At 37.3% G+C, this 16700-nt stretch carries 16 protein-coding genes and 1 other RNA gene; 11 read left to right on the top strand and 6 right to left on the bottom strand.

Going from position 1 to position 16700, the window contains the following annotated elements; all coding sequences use genetic code 11:
* Positions 1 to 5: 5 nt before the first annotated feature.
* From rnr to ssrA, 3 genes are all read left to right on the top strand, one after another.
* A complete protein-coding gene (gene rnr, locus ACFQZ1_RS01035; protein ID WP_377880276.1) occupies positions 6 to 2345 on the top strand; it encodes a ribonuclease R in 2340 nt (779 codons plus the stop codon).
* A gap of 73 nt (positions 2346 to 2418) precedes the next feature.
* On the top strand, positions 2419 to 2886 hold the full coding sequence (smpB, locus tag ACFQZ1_RS01030) for an SsrA-binding protein SmpB (RefSeq protein ID WP_377880243.1): 468 nt from the start codon (positions 2419 to 2421) through the stop codon (positions 2884 to 2886).
* Positions 2887 to 3013: 127 nt separating this feature from the next.
* Positions 3014 to 3375, top strand: a transfer-messenger RNA (tmRNA) gene (gene ssrA / locus ACFQZ1_RS01025).
* 226 nt (positions 3376 to 3601) lie between these two features.
* Here ssrA and ACFQZ1_RS01020 read toward each other — a convergent pair.
* Positions 3602 to 4228, bottom strand: a complete 627-nt coding sequence (locus ACFQZ1_RS01020; RefSeq protein ID WP_377880242.1) for a LysE family translocator — start codon at positions 4226 to 4228, stop codon at positions 3602 to 3604.
* Positions 4229 to 4979: 751 nt separating this feature from the next.
* On the opposite strand from ACFQZ1_RS01020, the gene ACFQZ1_RS01015 reads away from it, so the two are divergent.
* From ACFQZ1_RS01015 to ACFQZ1_RS01000, 4 genes are all read left to right on the top strand, one after another.
* Positions 4980 to 5300: a PadR family transcriptional regulator gene (locus tag ACFQZ1_RS01015; protein ID WP_098489969.1), complete on the top strand. Its 321-nt coding sequence runs from the start codon at positions 4980 to 4982 to the stop codon at positions 5298 to 5300.
* A 77-nt stretch (positions 5301 to 5377) separates the two neighbouring features.
* Positions 5378 to 5719: a DUF1048 domain-containing protein gene (locus ACFQZ1_RS01010; protein ID WP_377880241.1), complete on the top strand. Its 342-nt coding sequence runs from the start codon at positions 5378 to 5380 to the stop codon at positions 5717 to 5719.
* 171 nt (positions 5720 to 5890) lie between these two features.
* Positions 5891 to 6652 carry an ABC transporter ATP-binding protein gene (locus ACFQZ1_RS01005; protein ID WP_377880240.1) on the top strand — a complete coding sequence of 254 codons (762 nt, stop codon included), beginning with the start codon at positions 5891 to 5893 and terminating at the stop codon, positions 6650 to 6652.
* Positions 6653 to 7402, top strand: coding sequence for an ABC transporter permease (locus ACFQZ1_RS01000; RefSeq protein ID WP_377880238.1), 750 nt, complete (start codon positions 6653 to 6655; stop codon positions 7400 to 7402).
* 610 nt (positions 7403 to 8012) lie between these two features.
* Here ACFQZ1_RS01000 and ACFQZ1_RS00995 read toward each other — a convergent pair.
* On the bottom strand, positions 8013 to 9104 hold the full coding sequence (locus ACFQZ1_RS00995) for a low temperature requirement protein A (RefSeq protein WP_377880237.1): 1092 nt from the start codon (positions 9102 to 9104) through the stop codon (positions 8013 to 8015).
* Positions 9105 to 9178: 74 nt separating this feature from the next.
* On the opposite strand from ACFQZ1_RS00995, the gene ACFQZ1_RS00990 reads away from it, so the two are divergent.
* Entirely contained in the window at positions 9179 to 9739 is a 561-nt protein-coding gene (locus tag ACFQZ1_RS00990) for an NADPH-dependent FMN reductase (protein ID WP_377880236.1), read from the top strand.
* Between the two features lie 217 nt (positions 9740 to 9956).
* Here the strand turns inward: ACFQZ1_RS00990 and ACFQZ1_RS00985 are convergent, their stop codons facing one another.
* The gene (locus ACFQZ1_RS00985) at positions 9957 to 11429 is read right to left on the bottom strand and encodes an MFS transporter (protein WP_377880235.1); all 1473 of its coding nucleotides are present in this window, start codon (positions 11427 to 11429) and stop codon (positions 9957 to 9959) included.
* A gap of 720 nt (positions 11430 to 12149) precedes the next feature.
* On the opposite strand from ACFQZ1_RS00985, the gene psiE reads away from it, so the two are divergent.
* Together psiE and ACFQZ1_RS00975 are read left to right on the top strand one after the other, a co-directional pair.
* Positions 12150 to 12554 (top strand): phosphate-starvation-inducible protein PsiE, encoded by a 405-nt coding sequence (psiE, locus tag ACFQZ1_RS00980; protein ID WP_377880234.1) that lies wholly within the window; start codon positions 12150 to 12152, stop codon positions 12552 to 12554.
* Positions 12555 to 12993: 439 nt separating this feature from the next.
* Positions 12994 to 13152, top strand: coding sequence for a XapX domain-containing protein (locus tag ACFQZ1_RS00975; protein ID WP_377880233.1), 159 nt, complete (start codon positions 12994 to 12996; stop codon positions 13150 to 13152).
* A gap of 267 nt (positions 13153 to 13419) precedes the next feature.
* Here the strand turns inward: ACFQZ1_RS00975 and ACFQZ1_RS00970 are convergent, their stop codons facing one another.
* Positions 13420 to 13851 carry a hypothetical protein gene (locus ACFQZ1_RS00970; protein WP_377880232.1) on the bottom strand — a complete coding sequence of 144 codons (432 nt, stop codon included), beginning with the start codon at positions 13849 to 13851 and terminating at the stop codon, positions 13420 to 13422.
* Positions 13852 to 14049: 198 nt separating this feature from the next.
* Positions 14050 to 14700 carry a hypothetical protein gene (locus ACFQZ1_RS00965; RefSeq protein WP_377880231.1) on the bottom strand — a complete coding sequence of 217 codons (651 nt, stop codon included), beginning with the start codon at positions 14698 to 14700 and terminating at the stop codon, positions 14050 to 14052.
* A 367-nt stretch (positions 14701 to 15067) separates the two neighbouring features.
* On the opposite strand from ACFQZ1_RS00965, the gene ACFQZ1_RS00960 reads away from it, so the two are divergent.
* Positions 15068 to 15403 carry a zinc ribbon domain-containing protein YjdM gene (locus ACFQZ1_RS00960; RefSeq protein WP_377880230.1) on the top strand — a complete coding sequence of 112 codons (336 nt, stop codon included), beginning with the start codon at positions 15068 to 15070 and terminating at the stop codon, positions 15401 to 15403.
* Between the two features lie 401 nt (positions 15404 to 15804).
* Here ACFQZ1_RS00960 and ACFQZ1_RS00955 read toward each other — a convergent pair whose 3' ends face one another.
* Positions 15805 to 16635: a LysR family transcriptional regulator gene (locus ACFQZ1_RS00955; RefSeq protein ID WP_377880229.1), complete on the bottom strand. Its 831-nt coding sequence runs from the start codon at positions 16633 to 16635 to the stop codon at positions 15805 to 15807.
* Positions 16636 to 16700 lie beyond the last annotated feature (65 nt).

Here is a 16700-nt window from a genome sequence, read left to right as displayed (position 1 = left end):
AAATCATGCAAGAAAACATCGATAAATTGTTATCGTTTATGAAGGAAGAAGCATATAAACCGCTTACTGTACAAGAGTTAGAAGAAGCGTTTGGCATTGAAGATGCGGCTGACTTTAAAGAGTTTGTGAAAGCACTTGTTATTATGGAGGAAAAAGGGCTTGTTGTTCGTACAAGAAGCAACCGCTACGGTCTTCCAGAAAAGATGAACTTAGTGCGCGGTAAATTAATTGGACATGCCCGCGGATTTGCGTTTGTCGTACCTGAGGAAAAAGGGTTAGACGATATTTTTATTCCGCCAACAGAATTAAAGGGTGCACTGCACGGTGATACAGTATTAGCACGTATTAGTTCGGAATCAAGCGGTTCACGCAAGGAAGGGACAATTGTCCGGATTATAGAACGAGGAACAAAAGAATTAGTTGGTACATATACAGAATCGAAAAATTTTGGATTTGTTCTCCCTGACAACAAACGATGGGCGAGCGATATTTTCGTTCCAAAAAGTGCTTCTATGGGTGCAGTAGAAGGACATAAAGTCGTTGTTAAAATTACAAGCTACCCACAAGATCGTTTAAGTGCAGAAGGAGAAGTTATTCAAATTCTTGGTCATAAAAATGATCCAGGTGTTGATATTTTATCAGTGATTCATAAGCATAACTTACCGCTTGCATTTCCGGCAGATGCAATGGAGCATGCGAACAGTGTACCAGAAACAATTGATGAGAACGATTTACAAGGGCGCCGTGATTTGCGAGATCAAACAATTGTTACAATTGATGGTGCGGATGCGAAAGACTTAGATGATGCGGTTACAGTAACGAAGCTTGAAAATGGTAATTACAAGCTTGGTGTACATATTGCGGATGTAAGCCATTATGTTACGGAAGGATCTGCAATTGACCGCGAAGCAACTGAACGAGGAACAAGTATTTATCTTGTAGACCGTGTTATTCCAATGATTCCGCATCGTTTGTCTAACGGAATTTGTTCATTAAATCCAAAGGTAGATCGTTTAACATTATCTTGTGAAATGGAAATTAATGATCAAGGAGAAGTAGTAAGTCATGAAATTTTCCAAAGCGTTATTAAAACGACGGAGCGCATGACATACTCAGATGTGAAGCAGATTCTAGACGATGAAGATGAAGAATTAATGGCTCGTTATGAACCGTTAGTACCAATGTTCCAAGAGATGGGGAAATTGGCTGCTATTTTACGTGAAAAGCGTATGCGCCGCGGGGCAATTGATTTTGACTTCAAAGAAGCAAAAGTGCTAGTGGATGAAGAAGGAAAACCGACTGATGTTATTTTACGTGATCGTTCTGTAGCTGAGAAGTTAATCGAGGAATTTATGCTTGTAGCAAACGAAACAGTCGCTGAGCATTTCCACTGGATGAACGTACCGTTTATGTACCGCGTTCACGAAGACCCTAAAGAAGATAAACTAGAGCGTTTCTTTGAGTTTATTACAAACTTTGGTTATGCAGTAAAAGGTCGCGGGAATGAAGTACATCCGCGTGCACTTCAACAAATTCTTGAAATGGTACAAGGTCAGCCGGAAGAGGTTGTCATTTCGACAGTTATGCTTCGTTCCATGAAGCAAGCTCGTTATGATGCAGAGAGTATCGGACATTTTGGTTTATCCACAGAGTTTTATACACATTTCACATCACCAATTCGCCGTTATCCAGATTTAATTGTGCACAGATTGATTCGCACGTATCTCATTAACGGAAAAGTCGATAGTGAAACACAAGCGAAGTGGCGTGAAAACTTACCGGATATTGCCGAACATTCTTCAAACATGGAGCGTCGTGCAGTTGAGGCAGAGCGTGAAACGGATGAGCTGAAAAAGGCAGAATACATGCTTGATAAAATTGGTGAAGAATACGATGGAATTATTAGTTCTGTAACAAACTTCGGTTTGTTCGTAGAGCTTCCAAATACAATTGAAGGTCTTGTTCATGTCAGCTATTTAACGGATGATTATTATCGTTATGACGAACATCATTTTGCGATGATTGGCGAACGTACAGGAAACGTCTTCCGTATTGGCGATGAAATTACGATTCGCGTTGTGAATGTAAACAAAGATGAGCGTGCGATTGACTTTGAAATTGTCGGCATGAAAGGCAATGTGAAGCGACAACGAAAAGATCGTCCTGTTGTCATTGAGCAGCCAAAAGGAAATAGAAGAAAACGTGGCGACCGTGGAAATAATCGCGGTGGACAAGACAACGAGTCAAACCGAAATACAAATGGAAAACGAAATGGTGCCAAAAAGAAAAAGCCATTCTTTGAAAATGCACCGAACTTTAAGAAGAAAAAGAAAAAACGTAAGTAAGAAAGAAGCCATATATGGCTTCTTTCTTCATATTTTGCTACAATGATAAAAATGAAGGGAGGCGTCAATCGAGATGCCAAAAGGTCAAGGGAAAGTCATCGCACAAAATAAAAAAGCATATCATGATTATTTTATTGAAGAAACATATGAAGCAGGTCTTGTCCTTCAAGGAACGGAAATTAAGGCGATTCGTGCAGGCCGTGTAAACTTAAAAGATGCCTTTGCACGTGTGCAAAATGGTGAAGTATGGGTACATAATATGCATATTAGTCCATATGAACAAGGAAATCGTTTTAACCATGATCCGCTTCGTACAAGAAAGTTACTTCTTCATAGAAGAGAAATTTTAAAGCTTATTGGGTATACGAAAGAAACAGGGTATACGCTTGTGCCGCTTAAAATTTATTTGAAAAATGGATTTGCGAAAATGGAACTTGGTTTAGGTAAAGGTAAAAAGCAATATGATAAGCGTCACGATTTAAAAGAGAAAGAAGCAAAGCGCGAAATTGCACGTGCATTCCGTGATCGTCAAAAAGCGTAATACAGAAATTTACAATTGCAAAATGTCGAACGTATGCTATAATAACAAATGTAAGGCCAGTTGAACATTGAAAAACAGCTCAATAGCAGCTATCACGAATATACTTCGTATGCTCCATTTTTTATATGGGGACGTTACGGATTCGACAGGGGTAGTTCGAGCTTAGGTTGCGAGTCGAGGGGATCGGCCTCGTTAAAACGTCAAAGCCTATAACTGGCAAACAACAAAACAACTTCGCTTTAGCTGCTTAATAACAGCTTTTAGCGGTTCGCCCCTCCATTGCCCATGTGGTAGGGTAGCGGACTCACTCTAAGTGGGCTACGCCGGAGTTCACCGTCTGAGGACAAAGGAAGAGAACAACCAGACTAGCAATTCGGAAGCCCGTCGATAGGCCGAAGAATTTGCGAAATGCTAATATATCGACTACACTCGTAGAAGCTTAAGTGCCGATACTTTTGGACGTGGGTTCGACTCCCACCGTCTCCACCAATACATATTTGGTGGTTTTTTTATTTTGTGTATGATATGAACCATAACTTTGCCGTTTCGGTAAGGTTATGGTTCTTTTTGTTTGCGGCAAGCTTATGCTTCTGGTAATTTTGATGTTTCTGAATTAAATCTAAGAAGGATTTGTTCAACGTTAGTACCAAAAATTTTAGAATAAGTGAATAAGAGAAATAACCACCATTGATTATTTCTCTTTTCATATACATATTTATTTTTGGAAAAATAACCTAACTCCAAATACTAATAATATTGTGCCAGTAATACCCTCTATTGTACGGTTCACTTTTTCTTTTCTTAAAAAAGTTCCTAATTGACGTATTAGTGAAATATAAAGTAAATACCATATTGCTGTCAAAGTCGTAAATGTGAGTCCTAGCAAAAGAAATTGGAAGAGATGACTTTGATTGCTCACAATAAATTGAGGTAGAAAACTAAGGAAAAATACAGCAGTTTTTGGGTTTAAGATTGCTGTGGTAAATCCTTGTCTAAAACTTTTAACCGTTCCAATATCCTTAGGGTTCATTTCCACTGAACCTGACATATCTTCTTTTTTGGAAAAAGAACTTTTAAGTGACTTTACAGCTAAATAAATTAAATAAAAAGCCCCAGCATATTTTATTAATGTAAATAGCATAGCAAATTTCATTAGGATAGCAGAGAGTCCTAGTGTAGCCATTATTGTATGAATCATCATTCCAGATACCGTTCCTAAGACGGTCTTTATCCCACCATTTCTACCATGAGAGATAGTGTTTTTTGTAACTAAAGCAAAACCGGGACCAGGCATTATTATGATTAGGAGTGCTGTAAGGATAAATAATAAATAATTTTCCATGTTTTAGTATTTCCTTTCCAATTTTTAGTTTTGCTTATAGTATAGCTTTTTTCCTTAAAACATTAAATATAAAAGACATGATCAGGATAGTATCATAAATTTTTAAGGTGCAGTAATTGAATTGTAGGGGACTTTACTTGTATACCGTTCTTCCGCAAATGAGCGTTTTAATGGAATAATAATTGCGGAGATAAGCTTTTAATTTATAATAAATCCGGTAAAGACATAAGAGGTATATACTAATGAACAACAAATTTCTAGATCCATTCGGTGAGTTCATTGAAACAGAAGACGGCTTTTTACTTGAAAAGTTAATGAGCAAGTAGTGAATAATAAGATAATCGAAAAATAATGGAGGAATAGAATTGTCATATATACATGTACAGCTGCTGGATGGGAATGATAAGGGTGTAATCATTGTGAAAGAAGCATAGGAGGAAGTAAAAGCTCCATAAAGAAAATAGGCTGTATCCAATGGGGGTAGCTGGTTTTAAAAATAGTTAGAAAATCCAGTTGACAGTTCATCTACTGCGTGATACGATATACCTGTAATATGTCACACTGAATAGTGAGGTTGCAAAAAAATTATAAAAATAGTTGACACCTTCTACTCAGTGATACAATATACATGTAATAAGTAATACTTAATAGTTTGATTTCCTAAAAGCTATTAAGTAAAAAATTTGCCTTAGTACTCTGTAATACTGAATATAAGTCAGACAGAATAGAGGAGGTAAAGGAGGATCTAAACATGGAAAATTTAACTGAAATGCTGAAGGGTTCGCTGGAAGGTTGTGTGCTGGAAATCATCAGCCGTCATGAAACCTATGGCTACGAGATTACCCGCCACCTGAACGAGCTTGGGTTTACCGAAGTCGTGGAAGGGACGGTCTATACCATCCTCGTTCGATTAGAGAAGAAAAAACTTGTGAATATTGAAAAGAAACCATCGGATATGGGGCCGCCCCGCAAGTTTTATTCACTTAATGAAGCTGGCCGTCAGGAGCTTGAATTGTTTTGGAAAAAATGGGATTTTGTATCATCAAAAATTAACGTCTTGAAGTCAAACTAGCCTCATAAGATAAAATATTCCGGCTGATATTTTGGGAGTTTTTTGTTCTGCTTTATAAAAAAAGGAGGAAAAATAATATGATGGAAATGTTCAAAAAATTAATTGGTGATAAAAAAGAGTACAAAATGATGATGGCACGAGTTGGAGCCCTTCCAGAGGACTACCAGTTTGTATTTAAGAAAATTCAAAACTACATGTGGAATTTTTCAGCGGGTAACGGGATGGATATGCTACACATACAGTATGAATTAATCGATTTGTTCGAAGCCGGTGCGGCGGAAGGGAGACAAGTGCTGGAAATCACTGGGGAGGACGTGGCATCCTTTGCTGACGAACTAGTGGCAAACGCTAAAACCTATGTCGCCAAGTATCGTGAAGATTTGAATGAGAGTATCATGAAGCGATTGAGAAAAGAATAAATGTAATAAATAGTACCGACTGATTAGCTGGTTACAAATGTTAATTGCTGCCATCGCTATTCAGTTATATTTTTAACCCAGTACTAAGTAGTACAGATTATCAGTCAGACTAAATAGAGGGGTGTAGGCAGTCTAGCTTTGCAAAACATTTTTTATAAGGAGGAAAAAAGTATGAGCAATGCAGCGATTTCTGTAAAAGGGTTAAAAAAATCCTTTAAAGACAAGGAAGTCTTAAAGGGGGTGGATTTTGAGGTGCGGCGTGGCGAAATTTTCGCATTGCTGGGCTCAAATGGAGCGGGCAAGACGACGACGGTCAACATCCTCTCGACGCTGATGAAGCCCGATGGCGGCGAAGTAGGTATTTGCGGTTTTGACGTCCAGCGGCAACCGGATCATGTTCGCCAGAGCATCAGCCTGACAGGGCAGTTCGCAGCTTTAGACGGCATGCTGACCGGGCGGGAAAACCTGATGATGATCGCCAAGTTGCGTGGAGTTTCCGATTCCGCTCAAGTCGCCGACAATCTGCTTGCAAGATTCAGCCTGACCGATGCGGCCAACCGCCGGGCAGACCAGTATTCCGGCGGGATGAAGCGCCGGCTTGACATCGCCATGAGCTTAATCGGGACGCCAGCAGTCATTTTTCTCGACGAACCGACGACAGGACTTGACCCCGAAGCGCGAATTGAAGTCTGGGATACCGTCAAGGAGCTTGCCGGCGGCGGCACAACCATCTTGCTGACAACCCAGTACCTGGAGGAAGCCGAACAACTGGCAGACCGTATCGCCATCCTGCATGACGGAAAAATCATCACGACCGGTACCCTTACCGAACTCAAAGAGATGTTCCCGCCAGCGAAAGTGGAGTACATCGAGAAGCAACCGACATTAGAGGAAATTTTCCTCGCGATCATCGGCAAAAAGGAGGAGATGTAAATGAAAAGCAAAACAGGGGTATTACTAGGACGTTTAATGCGCAACATCATGCGCAGCCCGGATACGATTATTACGGTGGCGATTACACCGATTTTGATGATGTTGCTGTTTGTCTACGTATTTGGCGGCGCCATAAAGGCCGGAACGGACAACTACGTCAATTATTTATTGCCGGGAATCTTGCTGATGGCTATCGCATCCGGCGTCGCTTACACTTCCGTGCGGCTGTTTACGGATGTAAAGAGCGGGCTGATGGCACGGTTCATTACCATGCCCATCAAGCGCTCGTCGGTATTATGGGCTCACGTATTGACCTCGCTTGTTTCCAATGCGCTTACAATCGTGGTGGTTATCCTCGTCGCGCTCTTGATGGGCTTCCGTTCCAGCGCTGATATCCTGGATTGGCTCGCGGTAGCTGGGATACTCGGGCTGTTTACGTTGGCGCTGACATGGCTGGCTGTCATTCCGGGATTGACAGCGAGATCTATGGAAGGGGCGACAGCCTACTCGTACCCGCTGATTTTCCTGCCGTTTATCAGTTCGGCCTTTGTCCCCACCGAAACTATGCCTAAAATTGTCCGTGCGTTCGCTGAGAACCAGCCCGTGACTTCAATCGTGAATGCGATTCGTGCCCTCTTGTATAAAGGGTCTGTTGGCAACGATATCTGGATCGCGCTTGCTTGGTGCGTCGGCATCATGGTCATCGCTTACTTCTTCGCCAGTAAAGCATTTAAACGCCAGTTAGGATAAGTACACCATCGGTTCGGTGTCTCGTGGCAACTAAATCTTCTGAAATAAAATATATGTTTGGAAAAGCATGGGAAAATTTTCCGTGCTTTAATTATTTGTCATGTTCTCAGGGTAACGATTGTCGATATAACACCTTCATGTTATTCAACAATCGGGCGCGCTTGTTGAACAACACAGGTAGAAAATGATCAAACTTTTTTATAAAAAATTATGCACTAGCAACAAACAACCTAAGCATTTTGACCAAACTTTTTTTTAAAATGTTTGGGTTTCTTTTGTTGAAAAATCAATTTTTGTAGCATGTCTTTGATCAAGCTTTATTCCAATCCAACAAGAAAGGTTTCACGTATGATTTCATCCATAGCTGCATAGAAATCACTGCTTGGATTATCTGTCATGGCTTCAATCTGTGCTTTGCGTTTATCATAACGCAATGATAAATATCTCATGAAAATTAAAGGTAATACATTAGGAATAAATTACAGTCTATGGCCCGCTTTTACACGTATCTCGGCTAAACTCTAAGTTCTTTATTGGAATTTGGTCTTTATCATATCTGGCGAGAAGACCCCCACCTTAAGCGCGAAGCAGATAGGTGTGGGTAGTTCAATTAAGTAGTTGTTAACTTAGCGTAGATGATAAAAAATAGGGTTAATTCTCCCATTATGACAATGTTCGGAACTACTACTATTAAATTAATAATAAAAAAGATGGATAAAATTGCTAAAAATAGCCCTAAATGATAATATTTCAAACGATGTTTTTCATATCTGTATTGATGAAAAACAATAGAAGTTGCAATGAAATAGAGTAATACAGAACCGAATACAAAATACAAGATAAACAAATAACGAACCTCTTGTAAAAACAGCAGCTTAATAGATGCAGCAATCATGCTTAAAGACATTAGAATAAACAAATGACCGTAAATAATGATTTGGCCGGCTGTTTGGATTGATTTATCTACTTTCTTCTCTACATTATCAAAATACTGCCACCACATAGAAATAATAAGAATAAATGAAATAAACGAAAATGAGATTGAATGCCAATCCCCTTTTTGCGGCTGCAGCACAGAAATGGTGCTGACGACCGATTCTCCAAAAAGGATTAATGTTAATAAAGCAAATCGTTCTAATAAATGAGCTGTATTGGGTGGTGCTTTCACCAAATACTTGCGTCCGAAAATAGGTACAATAATATCCACAATAATTCCTGCATATAACAAGGCGTATCGAATCCATGAATCAAAAAAGAGAGAAAAAAATGAGATTATGATTCCAAGCCAAAACCCTCTTCCTAAAAAGCGAGCCACCTTTTTTCGATTACCTTCTTCTATCTTTTGAACAACAAGATATTGGATAGCTGTTAGTGCTCTTAATCCAATATAACCAATAAGAAAGGAGAGGTAGTATTGATCAAAATCTACCGATAAGCTGGATGTCATAATAAGAACAAACAACATTTGAAGAATCATAAATATACGTTGATGTAAAAAATCTTGGCCATACCGATTCGTAAACATTGTTTGTCCAGTCCAAGACCACCATATCGGAATAAACATGAGAGCAAATTTTAATAAATATTCTGGGTGAATATACCCCTTTTCAACATGAATTAGAACTTGGGTAGTAGTTGCAACCGCTGCTACAAATAGCAGGTCATAAAAAAGTTCTAACCATGTAACCTTTTTTTCTTCCATTTTTAGAACTCCTTTCCATGTTTGATAGAGTATAGTATCATGATAGGTAACTTTGAACAAGGAGGGTAATTGAAATGACTAAAACGATTGGCCTTATGTGCGGCAGTTTAAGAAAAAATTCTTATAATCGAATTATAGCTCAATCATTGACAGATATGAGTGATTCTGTTCAATTTCGTTGGATCGAGATAAAAGAGCTTCCTCTATTTAACGAAGATTTAGAAGTAGGAGGAGATCCAGAAGTAGTAACATCATTTAAGTCATCTATTCAAGAAGTTGACGGTATTATTATCGTTAGTCCAGAATACAATTCTGGCATTCCGGGTGCGTTAAAAAATGCATTGGACTGGGCGTCAAGACCTTCGAAATCCTCTGTTCTTAGTAGAAAACCAGTTGGCTTAATCGGAGCAACTCCTGGCGGATTAGGTACCGCCTTTGCTCAAATGCAAATCAGACAAATACTAGAAGCCATGCAAGTTCATGTTCTTCCATTTCAAAAAATGCTGATTTCGCAAGTACATGAAAAAATCGATTCCGATCAAAAAGTGCTTACTGACGAAAAAACAAAACGATATCTTCAGCGTTATTTACAACAATTTATTCATTGGATCGATCACACTCCTGTTCTAGATTAACAAAAGGGGCAAAATTTTAATGCCCCTATTCTCCTTCTTCATGGAACGTGAGGAACAGAATACGATTTATCCCGCATTTGCGGGCAGTAATATTGGTAGAATGATTTCGAACGATTCTTCGCTGTAGGGAGCGCCAACAAAATGAAATGGCGCTGTTACATTTAATCCAGCTTAAAAAGCACCTCAAAAAAAGAGGTGCCATTGACGAAAAAACTTCTTATTGTCTTGTGATATCGCGATTACGAGCGGCGCGTGATTGTAGTAACCTCCATCCTGTTAAAAAGGCACAAACTAAACAGATGGAAGCTGACCCGATAAAAACAATATGCATCCCTGCAAGAAAAATATCTGGACGATTAGGGATGAGCCCTGTAACTCGGTATCCAGCTTTTGCGCTCATGACGCTGAACAAGGTGGTAGTGGCAACGGAAATCCCCACTACCATTCCGATATTTCGAACAAGTGAGTTGACACTTCCTACTACACCGAGCATAGATCTTGGTGCGGTTGACATGACCAATGAATTATTAGGTGATTGGAAAAGCCCGCTTCCAAGTCCAAGCATGGCGACAAGAACCCCTACAAGGGTAATCGAACTTCCGTCATGAAGCGTAGCTAGTCCAAATTGTGCCAGGACCATCACGAATAAACCAATAAATGTTAATAATTCCTGCCCGATTCTATCTGATAATGCTCCGCTTATTGGTGCAACGACTGACATGGTAATCGGGAACAGCATGAGTAAAAATCCTGCACTTAGCGGCGATAGACCTAAAATATTTTGCGTATAAAATGGAGCGATAATATTAAAACAAAAATTTGCTACGAACACGAGAAAACCAACCAAGATACTTAACGAAAACAAAGAGTTTTTAAATAATGACAGATGTAGCATAGGTTCTGATATTTGTGACTCGACCCGCAAAAATATGATAAAACTGATGAGTCCTACGGCAAAAGTGGCAATAATCCGGATATCAGTGTAGCCAATTTGTTGTCCTAACAAAAGTCCTGAAAAAAATGAAACAATAAAAATTGAGAACAATAAACTTCCTGCAATGTCGAGTTTTACATGTGAAAAGTTAAGATCATCAGGAAAAATTACCCATCCAAAAATAATAGCAATTAGCCCAATGGGAACATTAACCCAGAAAATATAGTTCCAACCAAAAGTAGAAACCAGTAGTCCTCCAAGACTCGGCCCTGCAATAGCTCCGAGAGAAACAAATGTCCCGACAAGACCAAGAGCTTTTCCGCGCTCATTAGCAGGGAAAATATCAGTAACAATTCCTTGGCTGTTGGCCATGGTCATGGAAGCACCAAGGGCCTGAACAATTCGAAAAAGAACAAGCCATGACAAGGAAATGCTAAATCCACATAAAAGAGAACCGATTACAAAAATGACTGTTCCAATTTTAAATATTTTAATTTTACCAAACATATCTCCTAATTTGCCAAAGAACAAAATAAGCGTACAAATAGCAATTAAATAGCTGCTAACCACCCATTCCGTTTTGGCAATCGACAATTGAAAGTATTTAGAAATATCCGGAAGAGCAATATTCACAATACTTGAATCAAGCGTGGCCATAAAAACAAACAAATTGAGAATGACTAAAATAGTCCAGCGTTTTTGCTGAACATAGGGATCTTCTTGGAAAGTTTTTGTTTGAGAGTTCAAGGGTAACACCTCATTAATAATAATAGTTGCGCAACTATTACTGGTTAAAATTTTTTATGGACTGCTAAAAAGGAACCATGAATATGGATAGAAAACCGATTGGCAAGTTGATATCTTATATGAACCGTCAAATACAAAAAAAACTTAGCCAAAGAACTAAAACCATGTTAATAAAATTTGTTAAAGATTCTTGAATAGAACAGCCTCTCGTTCAGTGATATAGAATGATTACTATATGGGGTCCCGCCAACATTTCGATGTTATCTTAACTAGAATTAGATTTTCTCAACATAACTTCTGTTACCTGTATGATAAAATAGATTAAGCAGTTCCCCTTAAGCTGTTTTTTCAATAACCAAGTACGCGATGGAAAACTCTCTGATATGAGGGTTTATTTTTTTTGTTATTTTTTCCTGGCTTATTAATAATTAACTCCTTTTGAATTTGATATATATTTTAGCTATGTCAGTACATCAATATACGCTCCAAAAAGCGTGGTACTATATGTTTAGCTGTTAATTTGTCCACTATAATGTAATGGTGGAAATTATAGGTTTTTGTTTATGTAAAACTTATGCTTTTTAAAATTGCACCGCTAAAAAACAATTGTACAATTTATATTTTGTTAATTGTGTATAGTGATTATGAAATTGTCACCTTTTGTATAGTGAGGCGGTTTTGCTATAATGTATTAGCGTAATTTATACATAGAGAGGAGTGCTGGATGAAATGCAAGGATCTAAAATTGATTATCATATCGCCAATATTTTACAGTGGATATTAAATATAGCTCTTATTATCTTATCCCTTGTTCTATCTATCTTTTTAATCAATGAAACATTCACATTTATACAATACGTATTTTCATCAAAAAAATACACACCGTATAAACTAGTTGAAAGCATTATTGTTTACTTTTTATATTTTGAGTTTATTGCATTAATTATTAAATATTTCAAATCGAATTATCACTTTCCATTGCGTTATTTTATTTACATAGGAATTACAGCCCTAATTCGATTGATTATTGTTTCTCATGAAGAACCATTTGAAACATTATTATATGCAGGTTCTATTCTCATTTTAGTTGTTGCTTTATATCTCTCTAATATAAGGGATTTGAAGAAAGATTAATTTATCCCGCTATTCGCTGGCAGTAAGACGCCCACCTTGAGATTTAGAGAAAATTGAGGTAGGCATCTTACTGTTCGCATGTACTTGATTTGGCGTGACGTATGTTTCGGGAGGGGAAATTTACATGTGAGATTATTCACAGATCGTTCATTGTATTATAAAATAGTAGGATGTATTGTGAGGAAGTAGGAGGAAATAAAGAAGAACAGGATATTTACAAGGTTTTTATAATCGTTCTTAGTACTATATGCAATACTTTATATGAGCAATTATGTAAGCGCTTATATTTGTGTTAATAGTTAAGAGGAGAATAGAAATTGACTTTGTATTTAATCTTTGGGGAATAGTAATACAAGGAGTGTTAGCACTTATCTTGATTCAATATATGATTCGTAAATTAGAGAAAAACAGCAAATGAAACAAACAGGAGGAAGGTAACATGCATGAAATCTTTATGTCAACTTTAGCAGGATTAATCGTAGGAGTAATATTTACTCTATTAAAACTCCCGATTCCTGCACCTCCAGTGTTCTCAGCAATCATGGGAATCATTGGTGTATGGGGCGGGATGAAGTTAGTTCAATTATTTTTAAGTTAATATGCCAAGAAGCATAATTCTGTATAAAAGCAGGTTTATGCTTCTTTTTTTGCATGCATCATAAAATTCTTTAAAAATGAAATTTCGTATAAAGGCTGGAAATGTACACGTTTATCTCGCTATTCGCGGGCAGTAAGCCCCCCACGTCAAGGATGAAAAAACTCCATCGATGGAAGTTTCACTTTATTGTTTATCAGCTAAAATGAGTCTCTTTTACCTATATAATCAGTGATATCGGTAGGCGAATGAATATTTTTTTCGCTTCCATTATATCTCGAAGAATGTTCTTTCGAATGTTCCCAGGATAGATTGCTGCCCTGCATCAGGTTCGAAGATCTCAATATTTGTGTAGAAAACTGATACAAGAACCATAATCTGTCCTCCAGGGCATTCTAATGTTGCTGCAGGTGGACTTAGCGTAAGCATTCTAGTAATTTGTCCATTTCCTCCTGAGGTAAATTCTCCTGATGTTTCAATGGTTCCACTAACTTCAGCTGTCTTTGGATTAAGAGGAAAGCTTCCATCTCTGTTCATGCAAGCGTATACTGCAGTTGCATCCGCCGCTGCAATAACCGTTGTCGTTACATTATCGCCAAGACCTACTATGTTAAATGACGCTAACAAGTTCCCGCTTGAAGAAGGTCCAGCGGCACTGGTATTAATAAATTGTACATTCGTTTCAAAGTGTTGATTCGTCATGAAATCTCATCCCCTTATTCATGGTAATTCAATATATGCCTGTACGGGGAAGAACGAAAGAGATAAGAGTGGAAAATTTTAAGTACATGAGAAAAAGATAATGAGTGAAACAGAGATGGATGATGTATGTTCACAATTAAAAAAACGCTGTACATGCAGCGTTTTTTTTTAAAATTGGATTATCTTTCTTTATTTCCATTATATCTCGAAATTTGTTCTTTCGAATATTCCCTCAATACATACTGTTCCTGCATGGGGTTCTGAGACTTGAACATTCGTATAGGAAACCGATACAAGAACCATTTCTTGTCCTAGAGGGCATTCTAATGTGATTGCAGGTAAATATATTGTAAGGGTTCGAGTAACTTGCTCATTTTTTCCTATGGTAAATCTCACAGATGTTTCAACGGGCCCGCTAACTACAGTTTTCCTCAGATCATTAGGGAAGTTTCCGCTCCTGTTTATGCAAGCGTATACTGCAGTTACATCAGCACTTGCAGTAGCTGTTGTCTTCATATTATTGCCAAGACCTGCTATTTTAAATGAAACTATCAAGTGCGCACTTGAAGAAGGTCCAGCGACATTTGCATGAATAAGAAGTGCACCGCCACTGATTTCAATTGTTCTAATCGGATGGGCAACCCATACACGGTTAAGTGTTTTATTATTTTCGTTTGCGATCGACTTTGACACCACTACTGCATTTTGTAATCTTGTATTATCGTTTTGATTATTACATAATTTCGGAAAGTTTGCCCTAAAGTATTGACTATTATAATGAATATCATCACTCTGATACGTATAGCCATATTTGTTAGCAGTGTATAGCTTTTTTTTATTAGAAGTCATTTTTTCACCTCTAAATGAAACGTCTTATAATGTCTGTATACATAATATATATAAGATACAATGAATTTGTTTGCATATGCATTTAAACGTTTTTATCCCGCTATTTTAAACATTAAGCTATAGAAGTTTCACTTTATTCAATCAAAGCATCTGTTTGTTGACGAACAGAGTAATTTTATAAAAATAAACCTTCGTGTAAAGACTAGAAATATACACATTTATGTAAATAGGAGAAGGGTTGTCAATATAACAAGACTATGGCAGTATATAAAAGTATATAAGGACGACCTATATTTTTTATAAAAAGGAAATTAAAACCAATTCTTATATATTAGAATAAACAATAGTGAGTGGAGGAAATGGAATTATGGCGAATTTACCAAATTGCCCAAAATGTAATTCAGAATATACTTATGAAGATGGAGTCCTTTTTGTTTGTCCAGAATGTGCGCATGAGTGGAGTGCAGAAACGGAAAGTAATGAAGATGAAAAAGTTATTAAAGATGCAAACGGAAATGTGTTAAACGATGGTGATTCTGTAACAGTAATCAAAGATCTTAAAGTAAAAGGAACTTCACTAGTCGTAAAGATCGGTACAAAAGTAAAAAATATTCGTTTAGTTGATGGCGATCATGACATTGATTGCAAAATTGATGGTTTCGGACCTATGAAATTAAAATCTGAATTTGTTAAAAAGGCATAAAGCACAGTATTTATAGAAACTAAAAAGGATTACCTTGTATGTTTATAAGAGGTAATCCTTTTTAGGATGTTTTCTTTTTTATTATGTTGTTAAAATGACTGACTATCGAAGAATAAAAGTTTGTAAACATCGCAGCGTCTAACTCCTTTAAGCGGTTGTTATAAATAAGTGCCATTACATGAAAACTTGATGAACCACTTTTATAAAAGCAGCAACACCAGATAATAATACAAAGCCGCCTAAGCAAGAACCAGTAACAAGTTGGGTGAATAATAAATCTTTATTTTCGTTCATAAAAATCCGCTCCTTTATCATATCTTCTAGGTTTATTGTTAGCTTACATTAAGTTAAGAAGCGGAAACATCGAATTGTCTAACAAAAATCTTACATTATTGTAAGAATTATAATTCCTTCAAAAATCCAATAAACTTCTCCAAACTTTGTGACCCTTGTTTTCCTCGTTTAATAATAAAATCGATCTTAATTTTGTCTAATAGTTTCTCGTGATGAATAGTCTTCATTTCTTTTCGGCCATGTGCAACATCTGCTGGTAGAATGCTTATCCCAAGTCCTGCATGAGCGGCTTGAAGAATGGATTCAAGTGAATCAAATTCCATCATGGCTGGTTGATTCCAATTCTGTTTCTCTGCGACCTCTAATAGTTTCTTTCTGTATATACAACTTGGATCGCTATTTATAAGTAGTGTTGGATGAGGGTACTGTTCGATTGGAGAAATGAGTATGATGTCTTCAAAATAACTGTAAACACTTTCGAACTGCGAATCGTTATATGAACCGCTTATGAAAATTCCATCAACCTCTCCGTAAGCAAGCATTTCTTGTAATTTTAGTTTATTAGTCGTTTTTATTTTTACATCAATGTTGTTATTAGACTGTAAAAAGGAAGAAAACAAGTAGGGAACTTTCACGGCGGAAATGGTTTGTGGTGCCCCGATAATTAAAGATTCCCTCCACTTTTTCGGGTTTATTTTTGTTTTTGCTTCATTCATTAACATCATAATTTGGTTTGTATAATCTAACAAAATTTGTCCTTGATCAGTTAACGTTACTCCTCTGTTATTACGTATAAATAATTGAACGCCTAGTTCCTCTTCTAAATTTTTTATGCGCTGGCTTATATTTGGCTGCACATATCCGAGTTTTTCGGCAGCTCTAGATATAGAGTGCAATTCGGCAACATGTTTAAATATCCATAAATCATGACTTTCCAAAAATATATCCCTCCACTGATATCATTTTAAATGATATCACCTTCATTATTCAGTATTATACCTTT

The sequence above is a fragment of the Bacillus sp. CGMCC 1.60114 genome, assembly GCF_042676365.1.
GTDB classification, from domain to species: domain Bacteria; phylum Bacillota; class Bacilli; order Bacillales; family Bacillaceae_G; genus Bacillus_A; species Bacillus_A rhizoplanae_A.
Note: the sequence above shows the minus strand (reverse complement) of the source record. Positions and strands in the feature narration are given on the sequence as shown.